This is a genomic window from Halomonas sp. 3F2F (genome assembly GCF_014897805.1).
GTDB lineage: Bacteria > Pseudomonadota > Gammaproteobacteria > Pseudomonadales > Halomonadaceae > Vreelandella.
In genome coordinates, this window is record NZ_JABUZE010000033.1 from 69,847 (window position 1) to 87,656 (window position 17,810).

The following is a 17,810-nucleotide window of genomic DNA, read 5'->3' on the forward strand; positions in this document are numbered from 1 at the left end:
TCACCAGCGCGGGCATTGACCCACGCTGGGCTCTATCAGGTCGGTCGAGACGTTATTGGCTTAAGCCCGCTCAATTCGGCAGATGGTGCACTTGGTTTCCTGCATCAGTGTCACCGGATCATAGCCATAGGTGGTGGCGGTGTTAGCCGCTTCACCAATGACGTACGGGGCAGACCCGTCCGGATAACGATCCCGCAAGCTCTCGCCTTGGAACATGCCGCCAAAGTGGAACGGCATAAAGGCAACCTTGCGATCAACCCGAGGCGTGACCAAGGCTTTCACCTTCACTCTGCCGCCTTCTGCACCCTCAACCCATACGTCGTCGCCATCACGTACGCCAATGTCATTAGCATCCGCGGGGTTCATCTCGACAAACATCTCTTGCTGTAGCTCGGCCAGCCACGACATAGAGCGTGTTTCTTCACCGCCTCCCTCGTATTCAACCAAGCGACCCGACGTGAGAATAATCGGATAATCAGCGCTGTTATCGCGATCCTGGATGGTTTTGTACATCGTGGGCAGACGCATAATTGAGTCAAAGTCGTCCCAGGTGGGATAGCGTTCGACCAGATCGCGGCGGGTGGTGTATAGCGGCTCGCGGTGTTTCGGCACTGCATCTGGGAAAGTCCATACCACGGCGCGCGCTTTCGCGTTGCCATAAGGCGCGCAACCACGATCAATCGCCACCCGCTGGATACCGCCTGAGAGGTCGGTTTTCCAGTTTTTACCTTCTGCGGCCGTTTTCTCAACGTCAGTCAGGTCATCCCACCAACCGAGGTCTTTAAGCAGTTGGTCGGTAAACTCGGGGTAGCCATCATCAATCTCGCCACCTACTGGCGCAGAGCCCTCCGCCAGCAAATTAACGCCGTCGCGCTCAATACCAAAACGGGCACGGAAACCCATACCGCCTTCCATTACCGGTACGCTGGTGTCATAGAGGTTGGGTGAGCCAGGGTGATTAAACTCTGGTGTGCCCCAGCACGGCCACGGCAGCCCGTAGTAATCACCGTCGGCAGGGCCACCTTGGGCACGCAAGTTCTGAAAGCTGAAGGTATGCCAGTTTTTCTGGTGCTCTTTGAGGCGCTCGGGGCTTTGGCCGGTGTAGCCAACAGTCCACATGCCACGGTTGATTTCACGCAACACGTCATCAATCAGCGGCTCGTTGCCGTTCATCTCAAAGTTCTTCACGAACTCATTACCAAAGCCAAGCTTGTTGGCAAATAGGTACATAATTTCGTGATCAGGCTTTGATTCAAATAGCGGCTCAATGACTTTGTCGCGCCACTGAATAGAGCGGTTGGTTGCCGTCACGCTGCCGGTGGTTTCAAACTGAGTCGCTGCAGGCAGCAGATAAACACCATCAGAGCGGTCATGCATCACCGAGGCAACCGTGGGATAAGGGTCAACAATGACCATCATCTCAAGCTTCTGCATGGCTTTTTGCATTTCCACGCCGCGGGTTTGCGAGTTGACCGCGTGTCCCCAGTAGAACATTGCTTTTAGCGCGGTGCGCTGGGAGATATTTTCATCCTCTTCCAGTACACCATCTACCCAGCGAGATACGGTAATACCGCTGGAGTACATCGGTTTTCCATCAGCATACTCGGTATCGTCAAAGCGGCCTTTTAGCCACTCATAGTCGACATCCCACACCTGGGACCAGTGCTGCCATGCGCCTTCAGATAACCCGTAATAACCGGGAAGCGAGTCACAGCCAAGGCCGAGATCGGTAGCACCCTGTACGTTATCGTGGCCCCGCAAAATGTTGGCTCCACCACCGGACTTACCAATATTGCCCAGCGCCAGCTCTAGAATACAGTACGCGCGAGTATTGTTGTTACCGGTGGTGTGTTGGGTACCGCCCATACACCAGACCACGCAGCCCGGACGATTGTCAGCAAGCCGTTTAGCCACATCGAACATATCCGCTTCCGGTACGCCAGTAATGTCTTCCACGACACTCGGGGTGAACTGAGCCACCTCTGCGCGCACCTCATCCATACCGTAAACACGCTGGCTGATATATTCGCTGTCTTCCCAGCCATTCTCAAAAATGTGCCACAACAAGCCCCAAATATAAGCAACGTCCGAGCCAGGGCGCAGGCGTACGTATTTATTGGCTTTTGCTGCGGTACGCGTAAAGCGCGGATCCGCGACGATGATGTCGCAGTTATTACGCTCTTTAGCAATGAGAATATGCTGCATCGCGACCGGGTGGGCTTCACTCGGGTTGGAGCCGATGAACAGAATCGCCTTGCTGTTCTGCATATCATTGAGCGAGTTGGTCATCGCCCCGTAACCCCAGGTGTTAGCAACACCTGCCACGGTAGTGGAGTGACAAATTCGCGCTTGGTGATCTGTGTTGTTGGTGCCCCACATGGAGGCCAACTTGCGCATCAAATACGCCTGCTCGTTATTAAACTTGGCCGAGCCAAGCCAGTAAACACTGTCGGGGCCATGGGCATCACGCAGTTCAAGCAGCTTGTCGCCAATTTCATTAACCGCGTCGTCCCAACTCAGTCGCTGCCATTCACCCGCCACTAGCTTCATGGGGTATTTTAGACGACGGGTGGAGTGACCGTGCTGGCGTAGCGAAGCCCCTTTGGCACAATGCGCACCGCGGTTAATCGGGTGGTCAAAAGCGGGCTCTTGTTTTGTCCAAATGCCTTCTTGAACTTCTGCATAGACACCACAGCCCACCGAACAGTGGGAGCAAATGGTGCGCTTGGTCTCAACGGGTGAGTCTAATACGGGAGTTTTATTCGCCGACTCGGCGCGCTGCATCATCGGCGCGCCCATAAAGCCCGCAGCTGCGACGCCACCGGTGGCGACGCCACTACGCTTTAAAAATTGACGACGGGAGATTCCAAGCCCTGAAGCGTTGGGAGTATTAGTTTTGCGAGTTAGACGCATGGCAGTTCTCCTGGCATTTCGCCGTCAATCACGCAGCGACGCATAGTACGCACGAATATGGTCAGTTTCGTGGTAGTTCGTTGTTTGTTTTTTAGGCTCAATCGACGTGGTGCTATCGGCTTGAGCTAGCGTGACGTGACCTACAGCAGCGGCCGCACCGGCAGCGGCGGTACCTAGCCCAACGGTTTTCATAAACCGGCGGCGCTCAGGGTTGTGTGACGAGTGCATGGGTTTCTCCTCTATCATGCCCTTATTCTTCTGCATGGCCTGCTGGCCCTATTATTCGCTTACCGCTGCGCACTGCCACTCACGGTGTGACGTCGCGCGCCGCGTCAGTTGCGGTTGTCGTTGGCTCCACAATCCGCACCGCTTGATAGGCCGCTCTTTCGCTCAACGTTGCCTGCTCGCTTTCCATGAACGCGCCGCCTAACTGGCCAAGCGATGCGTAAAAAACAGTGTCTACTCTAGTGAGGTCGTCAAAGCAGTGCGTTGACCAGGGAGCAATGTGTTGCTGGAAAAAGTAGCTCTGCTCGCTGCTTTGGGACGTAATTAGCATCGCCATCACCTCACATATAGCAGCCAAATGATCTTCTGGCTCGCGGGTATGCTCGCTACGCTCAAACCCCAGCGCCCGAAGATCCTGGCGTAATGCAACTAATGCTGCCTCCATTAATTCCCCGTTACGGTACCAAGACGCGTAAGGCACTACCTCGCCCTGAATGACGCCAACAAGAAGGCGAAAGTGGGCACGCTGAAGGCTATCTACACTACTTTGGCCAGTAGCACTTGAGAGCGCTGCCCAACACTCAGCCAGTCGGCTGCCGTCTTGTTCAATGTCTAGGCTGGCTAGCCACGTTAATAACTCACTGTCAGGTGCTTGCCGTAGCAGGCTGGCTAAAAGCTGATAAATATCGGCCCGCAGTGCGTCGGTCTCGCTAAGTGTGGGCATTGCATCACTCATTGCTTTACACCTTTAGTTGCGCATCAGGGTCACGGATCATAGTTTTCCACACATCTTTGACCCGGCAGTCCTCGCACATTTCTAGCCGCGCTAGTGCATCGCCCGCGAAATAGGGGTGGTTAGCCAGCTTCGCTTTGATCGTTGCTACCGTACTGGCAGTGGCAAACGGCTTGCCGCAGCCAATGCACTCAAAGGCCGCCTCTTCGTGGCAAATTTGCCGTGTGTCGCGTTCCGGTGCAGCCAAAAAACCAGGCAGCAGCGTAATCGCGCTTTCAGGGCACGCCTGTTCACATAGCCCGCACTGCACACAGTCGGACTCCAAGAAACTTAGCGCGGGTGTATCGCCCCCTGCTTTCAATGCAGGCGTCGGACAATTACTAACGCAGGCATGACAAAGCGTGCAGGCTTCACGATCTACTTGAATGCCACCATAAGCGGCCCCTTCAGGCATGCTATGCCGGTCATTGCTAGGCGCTCCAAGTGCCGCCAGTGTTGCTAGCACTTGATTAAAGCGGGCGCGCTTATGGGGGTCGGTAAAGGTCAGCGCAGCGTCGGTTAAGGGCGTAAGCGTGGGAAGTGCATCGCGCTCATCAGTCGGTTCCGGCTGCAGCAGCTTAATCCGCGTAGTGTCATGCCCCAGCGCTTCTAGCAGGCCGTGGGCTTGGGCGACTTGATGGATGATGAACGTGGTTAAACGAGGCGGCATCTCATCGTGCAACTGAATACGCACTTCAGCAGCGCCGTTCGCCAACGCGGTAAGCCACTGATCGTGGCCAGCAGCACCCAGCTCTTCAAGCGGGACATCAAGCAGATGGCCTGGCGTAACAACACCTGCTTTGCGTTCAGCATCCAGAAAGTCATGGGTGACAAAGCGCATCACAGGCGCTTGACCACCCGCCTCCCGGTAGGCGGCCAGCCACGTCGCTAAGGTGTCTTGCTGACGACGGGTTTCCGGCAGGCGAAATTCAATCGCACCGGTTGGGCAAGCGCTGGTACAACTGCCCACCCCTTGGCACAGGAACGGGTCAATCTCAATACGCGATTCAATGCGTCCCTGAATGCTGGAAATAGCATCTGCGGGGCAAACATCCAAACAGCGCGTACAGCCAACGTTGCCACTCGAGGAATGTGCACAGAGATCACTATTAACCTGGAAATAACGCGGTTTATCGAATTCACCGACGAGTTCAATAACGCTTTCCAGAACCTCACCGCGCTGAGCTTCTTGGGCTAACCAATTCAGGCACACATAGCCCGGTGGTGGGATTTCCCATACATGAGTAGCCTTCGACATGCCTGCTGCCGTTAAGTCGAGCACCACATCAAACACGTCGCGCTCAATAAGCGCTTGAGCCAGATTGAGCGTGTCGCTATCCGCGGGCGCTATTTCAACGCGAAAGGCACCAAGATACCCCGTGATTCGCAGTTGGGATTGCTGGGTATCGGTTAGCGTTTGGCAGGTGAGAGGCTCGCTGGCAGCCGCTAAATCAACTGCAGCATCAGTTGTCAGCAGCGTCAACGATGCCAAGCCACGACCCTGTAACACTCGGGCAGCTTGGCTAACCTCGTGTGAATTACCCAACAACAGCGCATGGCCACGGCTGTGATAAGTCACGTTAGCAGGCGTTAAGTTAACCGGCCACGAGATACGCTGGCGTACCGCTTCGCGGGCGGTGACGTTAATCTGGTCATCTACCGATGCCAGTTGGATTCGTTGGTTCATGCATTCTCACGGTCAGAAAGTCATTTTTTTTATAATTAAAAGTCATGTTTTTTTACTTTAATGGCATATCTTAATGCTTTCTCTAACTTGAGCGTAGGTGCCTAGGCGTTTTTTGCCACTTTAAAGCGCATTGGCGTCTCAACGCTTCATCGTCATAACGACAGCAACCCATTGTTTATAAAACAATCACTGCCTATTTATACATTCGTCTACTTCATCACCAGACAAATCAGACTGGTCGTCTAGCGGCTGTTTTTGTACAAAACCACTATCACTTGTACAGGCATTAACGTCTTCAAGTGGGGTAGGAATGCTGCCATCCGCGATGTTCTCATCGTCTGCTTCTGCGGGCCTATCGACTGCCTCTTCCGCTTTGTTTGCCCAGCGGCGAAGCTTGCCTGCCAGTTCAGTGGCCATAGGCTTAAGCTGCTGACGATAATCAGCATCGTAGTCATCCAAACCATCGCGCACGTTGTAGTTACCGGTGGCCCATAGCCTTTTTAGGGCACGGCGGCGCAGTGCAGCGCTAACACCCGGCGCCATGAACGCGCTGAAATCACTGCCTGCCGGTAAGTGATCAGGGTCGGGTAAGGTGTGATCCAAGCTACCAGGAAGGGGGCGCGCGTCATCGACGCTAGCCTCTGCACCCAACGATTCAGTATCGCTGGAAGTAGCACTTAGCGTATCGGCCTCTAGCCCTAGCTCTGACGTCGGCTCTGCACTGCCGTTGGGAGGGTTGTCTAATGCTGCGTCTGCTTCGCCGCTTTCAACGCCACGCTTTTTACGTGACCAGCGTTCAAGTCTGCTCACTGGGGCTGCTCCTTGGTCGGGGTTTCTTTAGCCCGACCGGCTCCCTTATGCTTCTTTTTGCGCTTTTCTGGTGGTGCTTCACCATGACGCGCTAAATAGCTTTCCAGCCATACCTGAATCGCCATCGGCATCGATGCTTCGAGTACCTGTTGTTCACCATCAAGCCAGCCCGCCGCGACATCTTGGCTTGCGGTAATAGCATCAGGCTTGGGCGCTTGCCCGGTAAAACCAGCGCGAACAAAAAGACGCGGGGTTGCTGACGTAAGGTTAAAGCGGTAGGCCGCACGCTCGGTCATCGACAGTTGAAGGCGAAGCACATAGTCACCTTGCTCACCTGGCGTGAGCTCAGCGATACGCCATTGCGTTAAGGTAAAGCCCCTCACCTGCTTGGGCTCTGCCACCAAGGTAATGCTCAAAGAGCGCAGATTATCACTCATACGGATAGACCACCTTAGACCTTGAATGGGTAGACAAGTAAGCCTTTTGAGCGCCATCATCGTCAACTCAGAGTGTTTTACTCAACTATTATAATTTACATGTATGCGTTACATGATTCTTCACTAGGTTCCAACGAGGATTGCGGATGCCCGCCCTTCAGTTAAGCCGAGCCCGCTTACCGGCCACGACGACAATCGATGTGCTAGATGCTTACGGCGACTCTCGCCAACAAGCCATCGCCGCAGAGCGCGCGCTAACGGTTTATCTCAATAAGCGTGAAATTGTCACGCTAATGACGCTGGGCGATGACCCAGAAGCCTTGGTGGTGGGCTACCTACGCAACCAGGGATTACTGCGCCGCGCGGAAGATTTATCGGCGGTACAGGTGGATTGGGAGGTAGAGTCCGCCGCCGTCGTCACCGATTATTTACCTGACGATTTAGACAACCGGCTGAGTACCCGTACCGTCACCACGGGTTGCGGTCAGGGGACCGTGTTCGGCAAATTACTGGAACAAACATCGCTCTCTGTGTTACCTGAGACAACGCTGGCGCAATCAACGCTTTATCAGTTGCTAACCAATTTGAATACCTACAACGAGACTTATCGCAGCGCGGGAGCAGTACACGGTTGCGCGCTGTGCCAGCAAAGCCGCGTGCTCGACTTCGTTGAAGATGTCGGACGTCACAATGCGGTGGATACCCTGGCAGGCCACCAGTGGCTCAACCAGGCCGAAAGCAGCAGTGCTGATATTTTCTATACCACTGGCCGCTTAACTTCCGAAATGGTGTTGAAAGTGGCGCAAATGGGGATCAGCGTGCTGGTTTCACGTTCAGGGGTGACCCAAAAAGGTGTGGAGCTGGCGGAACGCTTCGGCGTGATGCTGATTGCTCGGGCTAAAGGCAAACACTTCCAGGCGATTAATACCGCTAACCGCCTAACGTTAGATGCCATTCCAGCCAAACCACCCAGCGCACGCACCTCTAAGGAGGCCGGTATATGATCACCCCACAAACCCTCACTGGCATGATTCTCGCGGGCGGCGAAGGCCGCCGTATGGGTGGGCGTGACAAAGGCCTTGAACCCTTCGCGGGGCTACCGCTCGTGGCCCATGTGGCTCAACGCTTTGATGGCCATGTCTCTGAACTATTGATCAACGCCAATCGCAACACTGATGCCTATGCACTGTTTGCAACCCGGGTTATTGAGGACGAGGAAGGCGGCTTTAAAGGCCCCTTGATGGGCATTTATAGTGGCCTACGCGCTGCTAAAACACCCTGGCTACTGGTTGCCCCTTGCGACTCACCTGCCCTACCCAATGACTTAGTGGCGCGTATGGTGGCGGGCATCACCTCAGCGAGTGGTGAACACGATATCGCCGTTGCGTTTGACGGCGAGCGCCTGCACCCAGTCGTCGCACTGCTGCGCACCTCGCTTGCCGATGACTTAGCGAATGCGCTGGCTGAGGGCGAACGTAAAATCGACCGCTGGTACGCTCGCCACTCATGGTGCAAGGTCGATATGTCGGATTGCCCGGAAACGTTTGCCAACCTCAATACTGAAGAAGAAAAAGCTCGGCTGGAGCTAACACTAAGCACTGTCTTTAAAGATCCGGCCTCGAAGGAAATACCATGAGCCTGTCGTGCTTCGAACTCGGTGAGCAAATGCTCAGCGTTGACGCAGCGCGAGAGGCACTGCTGTCCTTGGCTGAACAGCCCGTTGCGGTAGAGTCGGTAGCGCTTAGCCAAGCTTATGGCAGGCGCTTAGCCACCGACATCACCGCGCCAATTAACGTGCCACAGAATACCAATGCAGCCATGGATGGTATCGCCCTGGCGTGGCCAGATGAGCAACCTCAGCAAACCCAATGGCCGATTGCAGGCGATGCCTTTGCCGGACAGACGTTTGAAGGCAGCGTACCTCTCGGCCAGTGCGTACGCATTACCACCGGCGCTCCCTTACCGTCAGGCACCGACACCATTATCATGCGCGAGCAGCTTAGCGAGCATGATGGCAGTGTCACCATCGATGCCCCCGACCGGGTTAGCCATGGTCAGCATGTGCGTCAAGCGGGGGAAGATATTGCCCTAGGCGAGGTAGCACTGGTAGCTGGCACACGGCTAGATGCCGCCTGTTTGGGGTTAATAGCCTCACTGGGCTATGGTGAGGTTTGCATTTTCAGGCGCCCAAAGGTGGCTATTTTCTCTACTGGAAATGAGGTCACTCCCCCTGGCGAAGCGCTGCCCAGCGCAGGCGTTTACGACACCAATCGTTTTACATTGATGGGCTTGCTCAACGAACAGGGTGCTGAAGTGATGGATCTAGGCATTTTGCCTGATGACCCCACCACCATTCAAAACGCCCTGGCTAGCGCAGCCAAGCAGTGTGATTTAGTCATTACCAGTGGGGGCGTTTCTGTCGGCCACGCCGATTACACCAGGGAAGCGTTGGAAACATTAGGCCAATTAGCTTTTTGGCGCGTGGCGCTGCGACCCGGACGCCCCATGGCCTGCGGCTGGCTGGGTGAATCGCGCAAACCATTTGTCGGCTTACCCGGCAACCCCGTTGCGGTCATGGTAACCTTTAGTCAATTCGTGGTGCCATTATTGGAACGTTTACAAAAACAACCCTTCGTTCCACCGAGGCGTTTAACAGCCATTACCCAAACTCCGCTAAAAAGTCGCCTAAAGCGCACCGATTTTATACGTGGCATTTATTCAAGCGATGCTCACGGTGTGCTGCAGGTACGTAGTACCGGAGCGCAGGGGTCTGGGATTTTAACCTCGATGGTAGCTGCTAACTGCCTGATTGAACTGGGTGATGATCAAGCAGGCGCCCAGCCAGGCGATGCAGTCTGCATCCAACCACTGACGAGGTGGCAATGACCAAACAACCAATTGCCGAAAAACTCATTGATGATTTCGGCCGCCGTGTTAGCTATGTACGCATTTCCGTGACGGATCGCTGCGACTTTCGCTGCGTTTACTGCATGAGCGAAGAGATGACCTTCCTGCCAAGAGCCCAGGTGCTTACGCTGGAAGAACTTGCCATGGTGTCCCAGGCGTTTACCGAATTAGGCGTTGAGAAAATCCGCCTAACCGGAGGCGAACCGCTAGTGCGTAAAGGCATTGAGCAGCTCGTGGACGACATTGGCGCGCTGCCAGGGCTCAACGACTTTACCATGACCACGAACGGGGCCAGTCTGCGTAAACACGCCAAACGGCTCTATCAAGGGGGGCTGCGCAGGCTCAATATCAGCCTCGACTCTCTTGACCCCGAGCGCTTCAAACAGCTCACCCGTACAGGTGAGTTAGCGAAAGTGATTGACGGCATTCACGCCGCTAAAGAAGCAGGCTTTTCACGCATCAAGCTTAACGCTGTGATTCTCAAGGGGCGCAATGATGATGAAGTGCTGGACCTCGTCACGTTCGCTCGCCAAGAAGGGCTGGATATCAGCTTTATCGAAGAGATGCCGCTGGGCGATGTGTCTGACCACTCGCGGGCCGAGACCTTTTACTCTAGTGACGACGTTCAAGCGCTGATCGAGACACGCTACCCACTCATGCCGTCAACGGAAACCACACCTGGGCCTTCGCGCTATTTTAAAATGGCCGATAGCAGCAGCAGGGTTGGCTTTATTTCACCCCATAGTCACAACTTTTGCGATAGCTGCAACCGCGTTCGGGTAACCGTTGAAGGCCGTCTACTGCTCTGCCTCGGCAATGAACACTCTGTCGATTTGCGTGCCGTACTGCGCCGACATCCTGGCAATATGCAGGCGTTGAAAACCGCCATTATTAATGCCTTGCCGCTCAAGCCCGAGCGCCATCACTTTACTACCGATGGCGATGTCCAGGTGGTGCGCTTTATGAATATGACAGGGGGTTAAACGTTGTCAGCCACTCGCGTGCCCGTGCATATCATTACAGGCTTTCTCGGCAGCGGCAAAACCACGCTTATCCACAGCCTAATCGAGCAAAAGCCTGTGGATGAGAAGTGGGCCATTTTAGTCAATGAGTTTGGCCAGATTGGCATTGATCAAGCGATGTTTGAGCAGCGTGACGATGTCGTCGTCAAGGGGCTCCCCGGCGGCTGCCTGTGTTGCCAATTAGCTTTTGTGCTGCAGGCTGTACTGGTCAATTTGCTCGCCCGCAACAAACCAGACCGCGTCATAATTGAGCCTTCGGGGCTTGGCCATCCAGCCGGCTTACTCGATCTGCTGCGCGGCGAAGCCTTTCAAGATGTTGTGGCCGTTCACGATATTATTGCCACCCTCGATCCGCGCCGGTTAGATGAATCCCGGGTCCGTGAACACGAGACCTTTCAAGATCAGTTGGCCATGGCCGATGCCATCGCTATCACAATGGGTGAGCAGGCCAGTACCGAACAACACGAACATGCGCAGCAGTTTGTGACGGAACTCTGGCCACCACGCAAGTGGGTTCATCGCAGTGAGCATGGCACGATGCCGCTATCGCTGCTGTTGAACAGCGCCCAGACCCGTGCCCAACAAGATACTGCTGTCCCTGATACGCACCGTCAAATGATAACAACCCCCACGCTAGAAGGCGCTTTTTTTGATACTGCTCCTCCGCTGGGCCAACCTCAGCACAAGACGGCTAGCTCCCTTGGATACACCAGCACAGGCCTTCGTTGGCACCCCAGTGAACGCTTTGACCTTGATCGTTTGGCCGCCCACTTAGGTGAGTTCCCCTCATCTGCGCGAGTAAAAGGCGTCTTTCATACCGAGCAGGGCTGGAAGCAGCTCAATCGAGCCGATGGAACACTTAGTCTCGGCAATAGCGCCTGGCGGCAGGATTCGCGGCTTGAGGTGATTACCCCCGACAATGACGCTGATACCCACACCAATTTACTGACAGCACTGCAATCATCAGGAGCGCTGTTGAGCTAAAAACGTTTTCTCAATAGCGTCTACCGGCATAGGGCGTCCAAATAAATAACCTTGAAAAGCTTGGCAGCCATGAGCCAGCAGCCACGCTTTCTGGCTCTCTGATTCGACGCCTTCGGCAATGACATCAAGATTTAAGCTTTTTGCCAGGGCAATCGTACTCTCCACAATGGCCGCATTAGCACTGCTTTCTAACACTTGATGGACAAACGACTGATCGATCTTAAGCTGATCAAGTGGCAACTGCGCAAGATACGCCAGCGATGAATAACCGGTTCCAAAATCATCCAGAGAAAAACGCACACCTTGAGCTTTCAGGCTCAGCATTTTGTCACGAGCATCGTCGCGCGCTTCCACAAACAACGACTCGGTAACTTCAAGCTTGAGGCGCTCAAGCGGTGCCTTTGTACGCACAAAAACCTGCTGTAAGCGAGATAAGAACTCACTATCGCGAAACTGCAGTGGGCTGATATTCACCGAAATCGTCAGTTCACGCAGGTGTGGCGTTGCTGCCCAGCAAGCTAGCTGACGGCATGCATCTTCAATGACCCACTCACCAACCTCATTAATCAGCCCAGTACTCTCTAAGAGTGGAATAAACTCGCCAGGTGGAACCATGCCACGCTCTGGATGCTGCCAGCGCAGCAGTGCCTCAACTCCCGTACAGTGGCCAAAGCAATTAACCTGAGGCTGGTAATAGAGGCGCCATTGGTGACTCTCCAATGCCTGCCGCAAGTCGGCTTCAAGCTTAACCCGCGCCAGTAGCGTAGCCTGCATCGAAGGATCAAAAAAGCGTATGGCACGACGCCCACTCGCTTTCGCCTGTAACAAGGCCATATCGACCTGCTGAAGATAGTCTTCGGCACTTCGCTGGCTATCGGAGACAACCGTAATCCCAACGCATGCGGTGACCATGACTTGTTCTTCAGAAAAGCTAATCGGCTCATCAAGCGCCACCAGAAGTTTCTGGGCAATATGTTCTGCTAAACGGCGTGTCTGGCGTGGGCTTCCATCGATGTCTTCAATAAGCACCGCAAATTCATCACTACCCAGGCGAGCCAACGTATCGGTATCGCGCAACATTTGGCCAAACCGCTGGGCAACCCGCTGAAGCAACTGATCGCCAGCGAGGTGCCCCAGGGTATCGTTAATATGGTTGAAACGGTCAATATCGATTACCAACAACGCTCCACAGCGCTGATGGCGGTTTAGCTCTTTAAGAGCTGTCTCCATTCTGTCCATAAACAAGCGTCGATTTGCGAAGCCCGTTAATGGATCATAAAACGCAAGCTGGTGGATCTCTTGCTCAGCGGCTTTGCGCTCACTAATATCACTCATGGTGGCAACGTAGTTAGTCAGTACACCGTCTGAATCGTAAACAGCACTGATCGTCAGCCACTCAGGGAATAGCTCACCATTTTTGCGCTGATTCCAGATTTCTCCCTCCCAACTTCCTGTGGTCATCACCCGCTTCCACAAACGACGATAAAACGCTGCGTTATGGTGGCCAGAGCTAAACATACGCGGGTTCTTACCGATCACCTCAGCATCGCTATAGCCGGTTATACGCTTAAACGTCTCATTAACTTTTAAAATATCTCCCCGTGCATCCGCCACTATGATGCCCAGATGTGCTTGAAAAGCAGCCGCTGCAATCTGCAGCTCAACTTCTGCGCGCTTCGCTTCGGTAATATCACGGTTCACCGATAACACTCCCTCAAACTGTCCAGCACTACTGATTAGCGGGCTCACGGTGGCATGAAAATGGTGTGGCTGTGCATCAATGGTCAGCGGATACTCAAATCTTTCTACTTTATGCAACTGCTGGACTCGCTCAAAAACGGCGGCAAATGCACGAGCTAAGGAAACAGGCAAGACATGTGAAAAGTGTTTTCCCAGCGCATCTTGGCTTTTAACAAGCAACTGCTCAGGGGAAGCCGCATGGATATAGTTAAAGCGCCCTTCCACATCAAATACAAAAATCAAATCCTGAATCGAGTGGACTAAGGCATCCATACGCGCGCCACGCGCTTGCGCTTCGGCTCTTGCTAGCTCTCGCTCTTTTATTCGTTCATGTAGTTGGTAAGCTAACGCAAGGCGGTTTAAGTAGTGGCGAACACCCCAAGCCCCCAACAGCGTAATTAAACCAACGACCAGCAATAACACCAGCAAACGCTGGCGCCATCCTGACATCAGCGTATGAAGGTCAACGCCCACTGTAACAAATACCGGATAGCCCCTAATGCGTTGCATGTGAAATAAGCGTTTACTTCCGTCAAGGGGCGAGATTGCGGCTAATGTCCGAGTAACACTACCGCTGTTTAACCACTGCTGTGTCTCAGGTGCATCAAGTTGGCTACCAATGAGCATTCCTTTATGGGGAGCCGGGTGCCGAGCAACCACTTTTAGACTCTCATCTATCAGCGCCATACTCTCACCGTCGTACAGTCGCATTTGCTGCAGCGCACTATTGAGGATATGCGGCATGATACGAGACATAATCACACCAGCGAAGTCGCCCTGGTCATTCACTAGACGCCTGCCATGATAGAGAAAGAAACGCTGCTTGCTTGTCGACCAAATAAGCGGCGTCATCATTTCGTCTTGGCCACCTTGTTGAAAGGTGCGGAAAAAGGCGCTGTCGCCAATCCCCTCCCCAACATCTCGATTAGCGTTACTGCTTAAACGTAGGCGCCCCTGAGGGTCCAAGACACTAACACTATCGATCAGTGGCACGTACTCGGTAAGATTGTCTAGCGCTCGCTGGACGGCAGTTGCACTTTCCGCCTCTAAACCATCCAACCCCAAAGAATTTTCTTGGTGAACTTTTAGCAGCTCGGCCAGACTAAACAAACCTTGGCTGCTCTGCCCAAACATGCCTGTTACCCATTCTGACACCACATTCGCACGGGCAATCACACGGGATTCAGCCGCATTGACTTCTTGGTGATATTGGCCTTTGAGCAACCAGCCAAACAGCGCAATCATCATACATAACGACAGAACATAGAGCGTAATAACGCGCTGCTTTTGGCGCCGAAAGCCAGGCATTACCTGGCTTTTGTTAGTTACCCGATCACTGCGAGGTAGCAGCATTATATGTAGGCCTTATTCAAATATCCCAGAGCACACCTGATACAGTATAAAAAGAACGGTGAAAGATAGACCACAGCGGCTCCTCGTAAGCGGTTCTAAATAGTGGCGCGGCTTGTTTTTGATGTATATCTATTTTCAGCAAAAAAGCTCATAAAAGTCGTTATTTTACTTAATAAGAGGCTGCCATGGCATCGTTAGGCCAAATGAGTGACTACGAAGTACGCTTGGTGCGTATTTTTAAAACGGTCGTGGAATGCGGTGGTTTCACCGCTGCGGAAATCGCTTTAGGCATCAGTCGCTCAGCCATTAGCCAGCACATGAATGATTTAGAAGGCAGGCTAGGCTTTTCGCTATGCCAGCGTGGCCGAGGTGGCTTTAGTTTAACCGAAGAAGGCACAGAAATTTACCAAGCAGGTTTGACGCTACTGACCGCGCTCGAAGCCTTTAAAAGCGATGTAAACGCATTACATCATACCATCAAGGGCGAACTGAATATCGGTATCACCGACAACTTGGTCACCTTGCCTGCCATGCATGTTACCCATGCGCTCGCCGAGCTGACAGCGCCAAACCATGAAGTCACGGTTAATATCCACATGGAGCCTTCAGATGCCGTTATTCGAAGCGTAATGGATGGCCACTTGCATGTCGGCGTAGTGCCTGCGGTTAACTTACCCTCCAGCTTGGAAACACAACTGTTGTACGAAGAGCCTTCGTTTCTTTACTGCGCAGCTGGCCACCCCTTGTTTGATGAAACTGATGAAGCATTCACAGCTGAACAAATTGCCGCTTATCCAGCGATAACGCCTCGCTACCCACTCCCTAGCGATGCGCGTAAAGCACATGATGCGTTAAATTTACAAGCGTCTGCCTCTGATCGGGAGGGCGCTGCGTTTTTGATTCTCACTGGACGGTTTATCGGTTTTCTTCCAGAACATGTTGCCGCCCAATGGGTTAATGCCAATAAGATGCGCGCCCTTCAGCCGGGTACTCAGCATTATCAGATTCCGTTTGTTCTAATCACTCGCCATGATCGCCGACCCAACCGGGTGGTCGATGCATTTTTAGGATTTGTGAAAGGCGCAAAATAGCTCACCTGGTTATGCCAAGCACAAAATAATCAAAGCTCGGCACTTAGCCGAGCTTTGATTATTAACGACGTTTACTTATAACGAGTTTATGGCAGCTTTGCCGTCTCGCTGGCCATGTGTGGTGCGGGCCCTACCTGAGAAGATGATGTTAAAACGTGGCTTGCGGCGTAATAAACAATCGCGCCAAGCGCAGAGCCGGTAAACCAGCCATAGTCATAGAACCAGTTCATGGTGCCGGTTAACAGCGAGATTAGTGTCAGAGCCACCGGCACGCCGAACGCGATAAAACCCGCCACATTAACCGCAGGATAAGCACGGTTATCCATATATAAGCTAGGCACATCTAAACGCTGCTTTTTAATTAGGAAATAGTCCACTGCCATGATGCCTGCGATGGGGCCAAGCAAGCTGGAGTATCCCAGCAGCCAGTTTGAATACATCTGTTCAAGAGACACCCCTTGAGCAATGAGACCCGCTTTCTGCAAAAGATCGTAGCCCATCAATAAAACACCCACCGCTCCGGTCATAAGCACACCGCGGGTTTGGTTAATCAGTTTTGGGGCAATATTCTGGAAGTCATTCGTGGGAGAAACAATATTCGAAGCGGTATTGGTGGAAATCGTGGCAATAATGATTAGCAACATGGCAAGCACTACCCAGAAAGGGCTTTCGATATAGCCAATCAAACGTACTGGGTCAGCAACCGTCTGGCCCACTAGCGACTCAGACGCCGCCGTTAATACAACGCCCAACGCTGCAAAGAAGAACATTGTCAGCGGTAGCCCAATCACTTGGCCAACAATTTGATCTTTTTGGCTTTTGGCAAACCGGCTGAAATCAGGAATGTTCAGCGACAACGTCGCCCAAAACCCCACCATCGCGGTTAACCCTGCAAAGAAGTAGCCATATACCGACGCTCCTTCTGGGCGCGAAGGCGGTTGCGCTAATAACTCAGTCATCGACATGTGCGGCCATGCCCACATCATTAATCCAACCCCCACAGCAAGCAGCAATGGCGCCGCTAGGGTTTCCAGCCACTTGATCGACTCAGCCCCACGAATGACCACAAGAAGATTCATTGCGCCGAAGACAAAAAAGCCAATCACTTCACCTACCCCACCCAGCGCAGCCCAAGCGGGGACCAGTTCGGATAACAGAAGGTGAATAGCCAAACCACCAAACATCGTTTGAATGCCAAACCAGCCGCAGCCTACGAGAGCCCGCACCAAACAAGGCACATTAGAACCTAAAATACCGAACGATGATCGCAGCACAACTGGAAAGGGAATACCAAATTTAGTGCCAGGAAAGGCATTTAGAGTGAGCGGAATCAGGACAATCACGTTGGCTAGAAAAATGGCAAAAAGCGCCTCCCCCACACTCAGGCCAAAGTAGGCGGTTAACACACCACCCAACGTGTAGGTCGGCACACAAATCGACATCCCCACCCAAAGTGCCGCAATGTTCCATTTGCTCCAAGTGCGCTCACTCGCCTGAGTGGGTGCAATATCTTTATTGAAACGAGGGCTATCACCTACGTCTTTGCCTACGTCGAGTTCAATTAACCCCTCTCTGTCCACCATTCGGGATGTTGAGCCAGTCATATAGTCTCCTCAGCAGTGCTGTTGCCCATTATATTCACGGTGTCTGTCTTTTAAGAGCAATAAGCGTGCCTAAAACAAAAGCACAAACACTAACCTATTGATCAAAAAGCTGACTTATCAGGCAGGCATACACATACCTTTAGCGTGATTGTTGTTATTCGCCTTCCAGCTATTAAAAGCCATTAATAAGCGTAGCTATTTAAAAAAAATCCGCACCAAAAAGATGCGAAAAAAACATCAACACCCAAAATAAAATAACACAAGC

The 17,810-nt window shown here is 53.0% G+C and carries 14 protein-coding genes; 6 read left to right on the forward strand and 8 right to left on the reverse strand.

The features are described from left to right. Positions 1-60: 60 nt before the first annotated feature. The 6 genes from INT21_RS04330 to INT21_RS04355 form a co-directional block, all read right to left on the reverse strand. Entirely contained in the window at positions 61-2,913 is a 2,853-nt protein-coding gene (locus INT21_RS04330; RefSeq protein WP_193067504.1) for a molybdopterin-dependent oxidoreductase, read from the reverse strand. Between the two features lie 24 nt (positions 2,914-2,937). Beyond that, entirely contained in the window at positions 2,938-3,141 is a 204-nt protein-coding gene (locus INT21_RS04335; protein ID WP_089040658.1) for a twin-arginine translocation signal domain-containing protein, read from the reverse strand. A gap of 79 nt (positions 3,142-3,220) precedes the next feature. Beyond that, entirely contained in the window at positions 3,221-3,874 is a 654-nt protein-coding gene (locus INT21_RS04340) for a TorD/DmsD family molecular chaperone (protein WP_193060063.1), read from the reverse strand. A 4-nt stretch (positions 3,875-3,878) separates the two neighbouring features. Continuing rightward, entirely contained in the window at positions 3,879-5,597 is a 1,719-nt protein-coding gene (locus INT21_RS04345) for a 4Fe-4S binding protein (RefSeq protein WP_193060062.1), read from the reverse strand. A gap of 186 nt (positions 5,598-5,783) precedes the next feature. Continuing rightward, complete coding sequence (locus INT21_RS04350) at positions 5,784-6,407, reverse strand: DUF3306 domain-containing protein (protein WP_193060061.1); 624 nt, start codon at positions 6,405-6,407, stop codon at positions 5,784-5,786. Then, positions 6,404-6,844, reverse strand: a complete 441-nt coding sequence (locus tag INT21_RS04355) for a DUF3305 domain-containing protein (RefSeq protein ID WP_095603694.1) — start codon at positions 6,842-6,844, stop codon at positions 6,404-6,406. The genes INT21_RS04350 and INT21_RS04355 overlap by 4 nt, the downstream gene beginning before the upstream one ends. Positions 6,845-6,990: 146 nt before the next feature. Here INT21_RS04355 and INT21_RS04360 point away from each other — a divergent pair, with 146 nt between their 5' ends. The 5 genes from INT21_RS04360 to INT21_RS04380 are packed head-to-tail and all read left to right on the forward strand — an operon-like array spanning position 6,991 to position 11,757. Then, complete coding sequence (locus tag INT21_RS04360; protein ID WP_193060060.1) at positions 6,991-7,848, forward strand: formate dehydrogenase accessory sulfurtransferase FdhD; 858 nt, start codon at positions 6,991-6,993, stop codon at positions 7,846-7,848. Beyond that, a complete protein-coding gene (mobA, locus tag INT21_RS04365; RefSeq protein WP_193060059.1) occupies positions 7,845-8,480 on the forward strand; it encodes a molybdenum cofactor guanylyltransferase MobA in 636 nt (211 codons plus the stop codon). The genes INT21_RS04360 and mobA overlap by 4 nt, the downstream gene beginning before the upstream one ends. Continuing rightward, entirely contained in the window at positions 8,477-9,730 is a 1,254-nt protein-coding gene (gene moeA, locus INT21_RS04370) for a molybdopterin molybdotransferase MoeA (RefSeq protein WP_193060058.1), read from the forward strand. The genes mobA and moeA overlap by 4 nt, the downstream gene beginning before the upstream one ends. Continuing rightward, positions 9,727-10,734, forward strand: a complete 1,008-nt coding sequence (gene moaA, locus INT21_RS04375; protein WP_226912309.1) for a GTP 3',8-cyclase MoaA — start codon at positions 9,727-9,729, stop codon at positions 10,732-10,734. The genes moeA and moaA overlap by 4 nt, the downstream gene beginning before the upstream one ends. A 3-nt stretch (positions 10,735-10,737) precedes the next feature. After that, entirely contained in the window at positions 10,738-11,757 is a 1,020-nt protein-coding gene (locus INT21_RS04380; protein WP_193060057.1) for a CobW family GTP-binding protein, read from the forward strand. On the opposite strand, the gene INT21_RS04385 is transcribed toward INT21_RS04380, so the two are convergent. After that, the gene (locus INT21_RS04385) at positions 11,737-14,850 is read right to left on the reverse strand and encodes a bifunctional diguanylate cyclase/phosphodiesterase (RefSeq protein ID WP_193060056.1); all 3,114 of its coding nucleotides are present in this window, start codon (positions 14,848-14,850) and stop codon (positions 11,737-11,739) included. The two genes, INT21_RS04380 and INT21_RS04385, sit on opposite strands and share 21 nt — an antisense overlap. Positions 14,851-15,035: 185 nt before the next feature. Between INT21_RS04385 and INT21_RS04390 the strand changes: the two genes are divergently transcribed. Continuing rightward, positions 15,036-15,941, forward strand: a complete 906-nt coding sequence (locus INT21_RS04390; RefSeq protein ID WP_193060055.1) for a LysR family transcriptional regulator — start codon at positions 15,036-15,038, stop codon at positions 15,939-15,941. Positions 15,942-16,027: 86 nt separating this feature from the next. Here INT21_RS04390 and INT21_RS04395 read toward each other — a convergent pair whose 3' ends face one another. Next, positions 16,028-17,545 (reverse strand): NCS1 family nucleobase:cation symporter-1, encoded by a 1,518-nt coding sequence (locus tag INT21_RS04395; protein WP_193060054.1) that lies wholly within the window; start codon positions 17,543-17,545, stop codon positions 16,028-16,030. Positions 17,546-17,810: the final 265 nt, after the last annotated feature.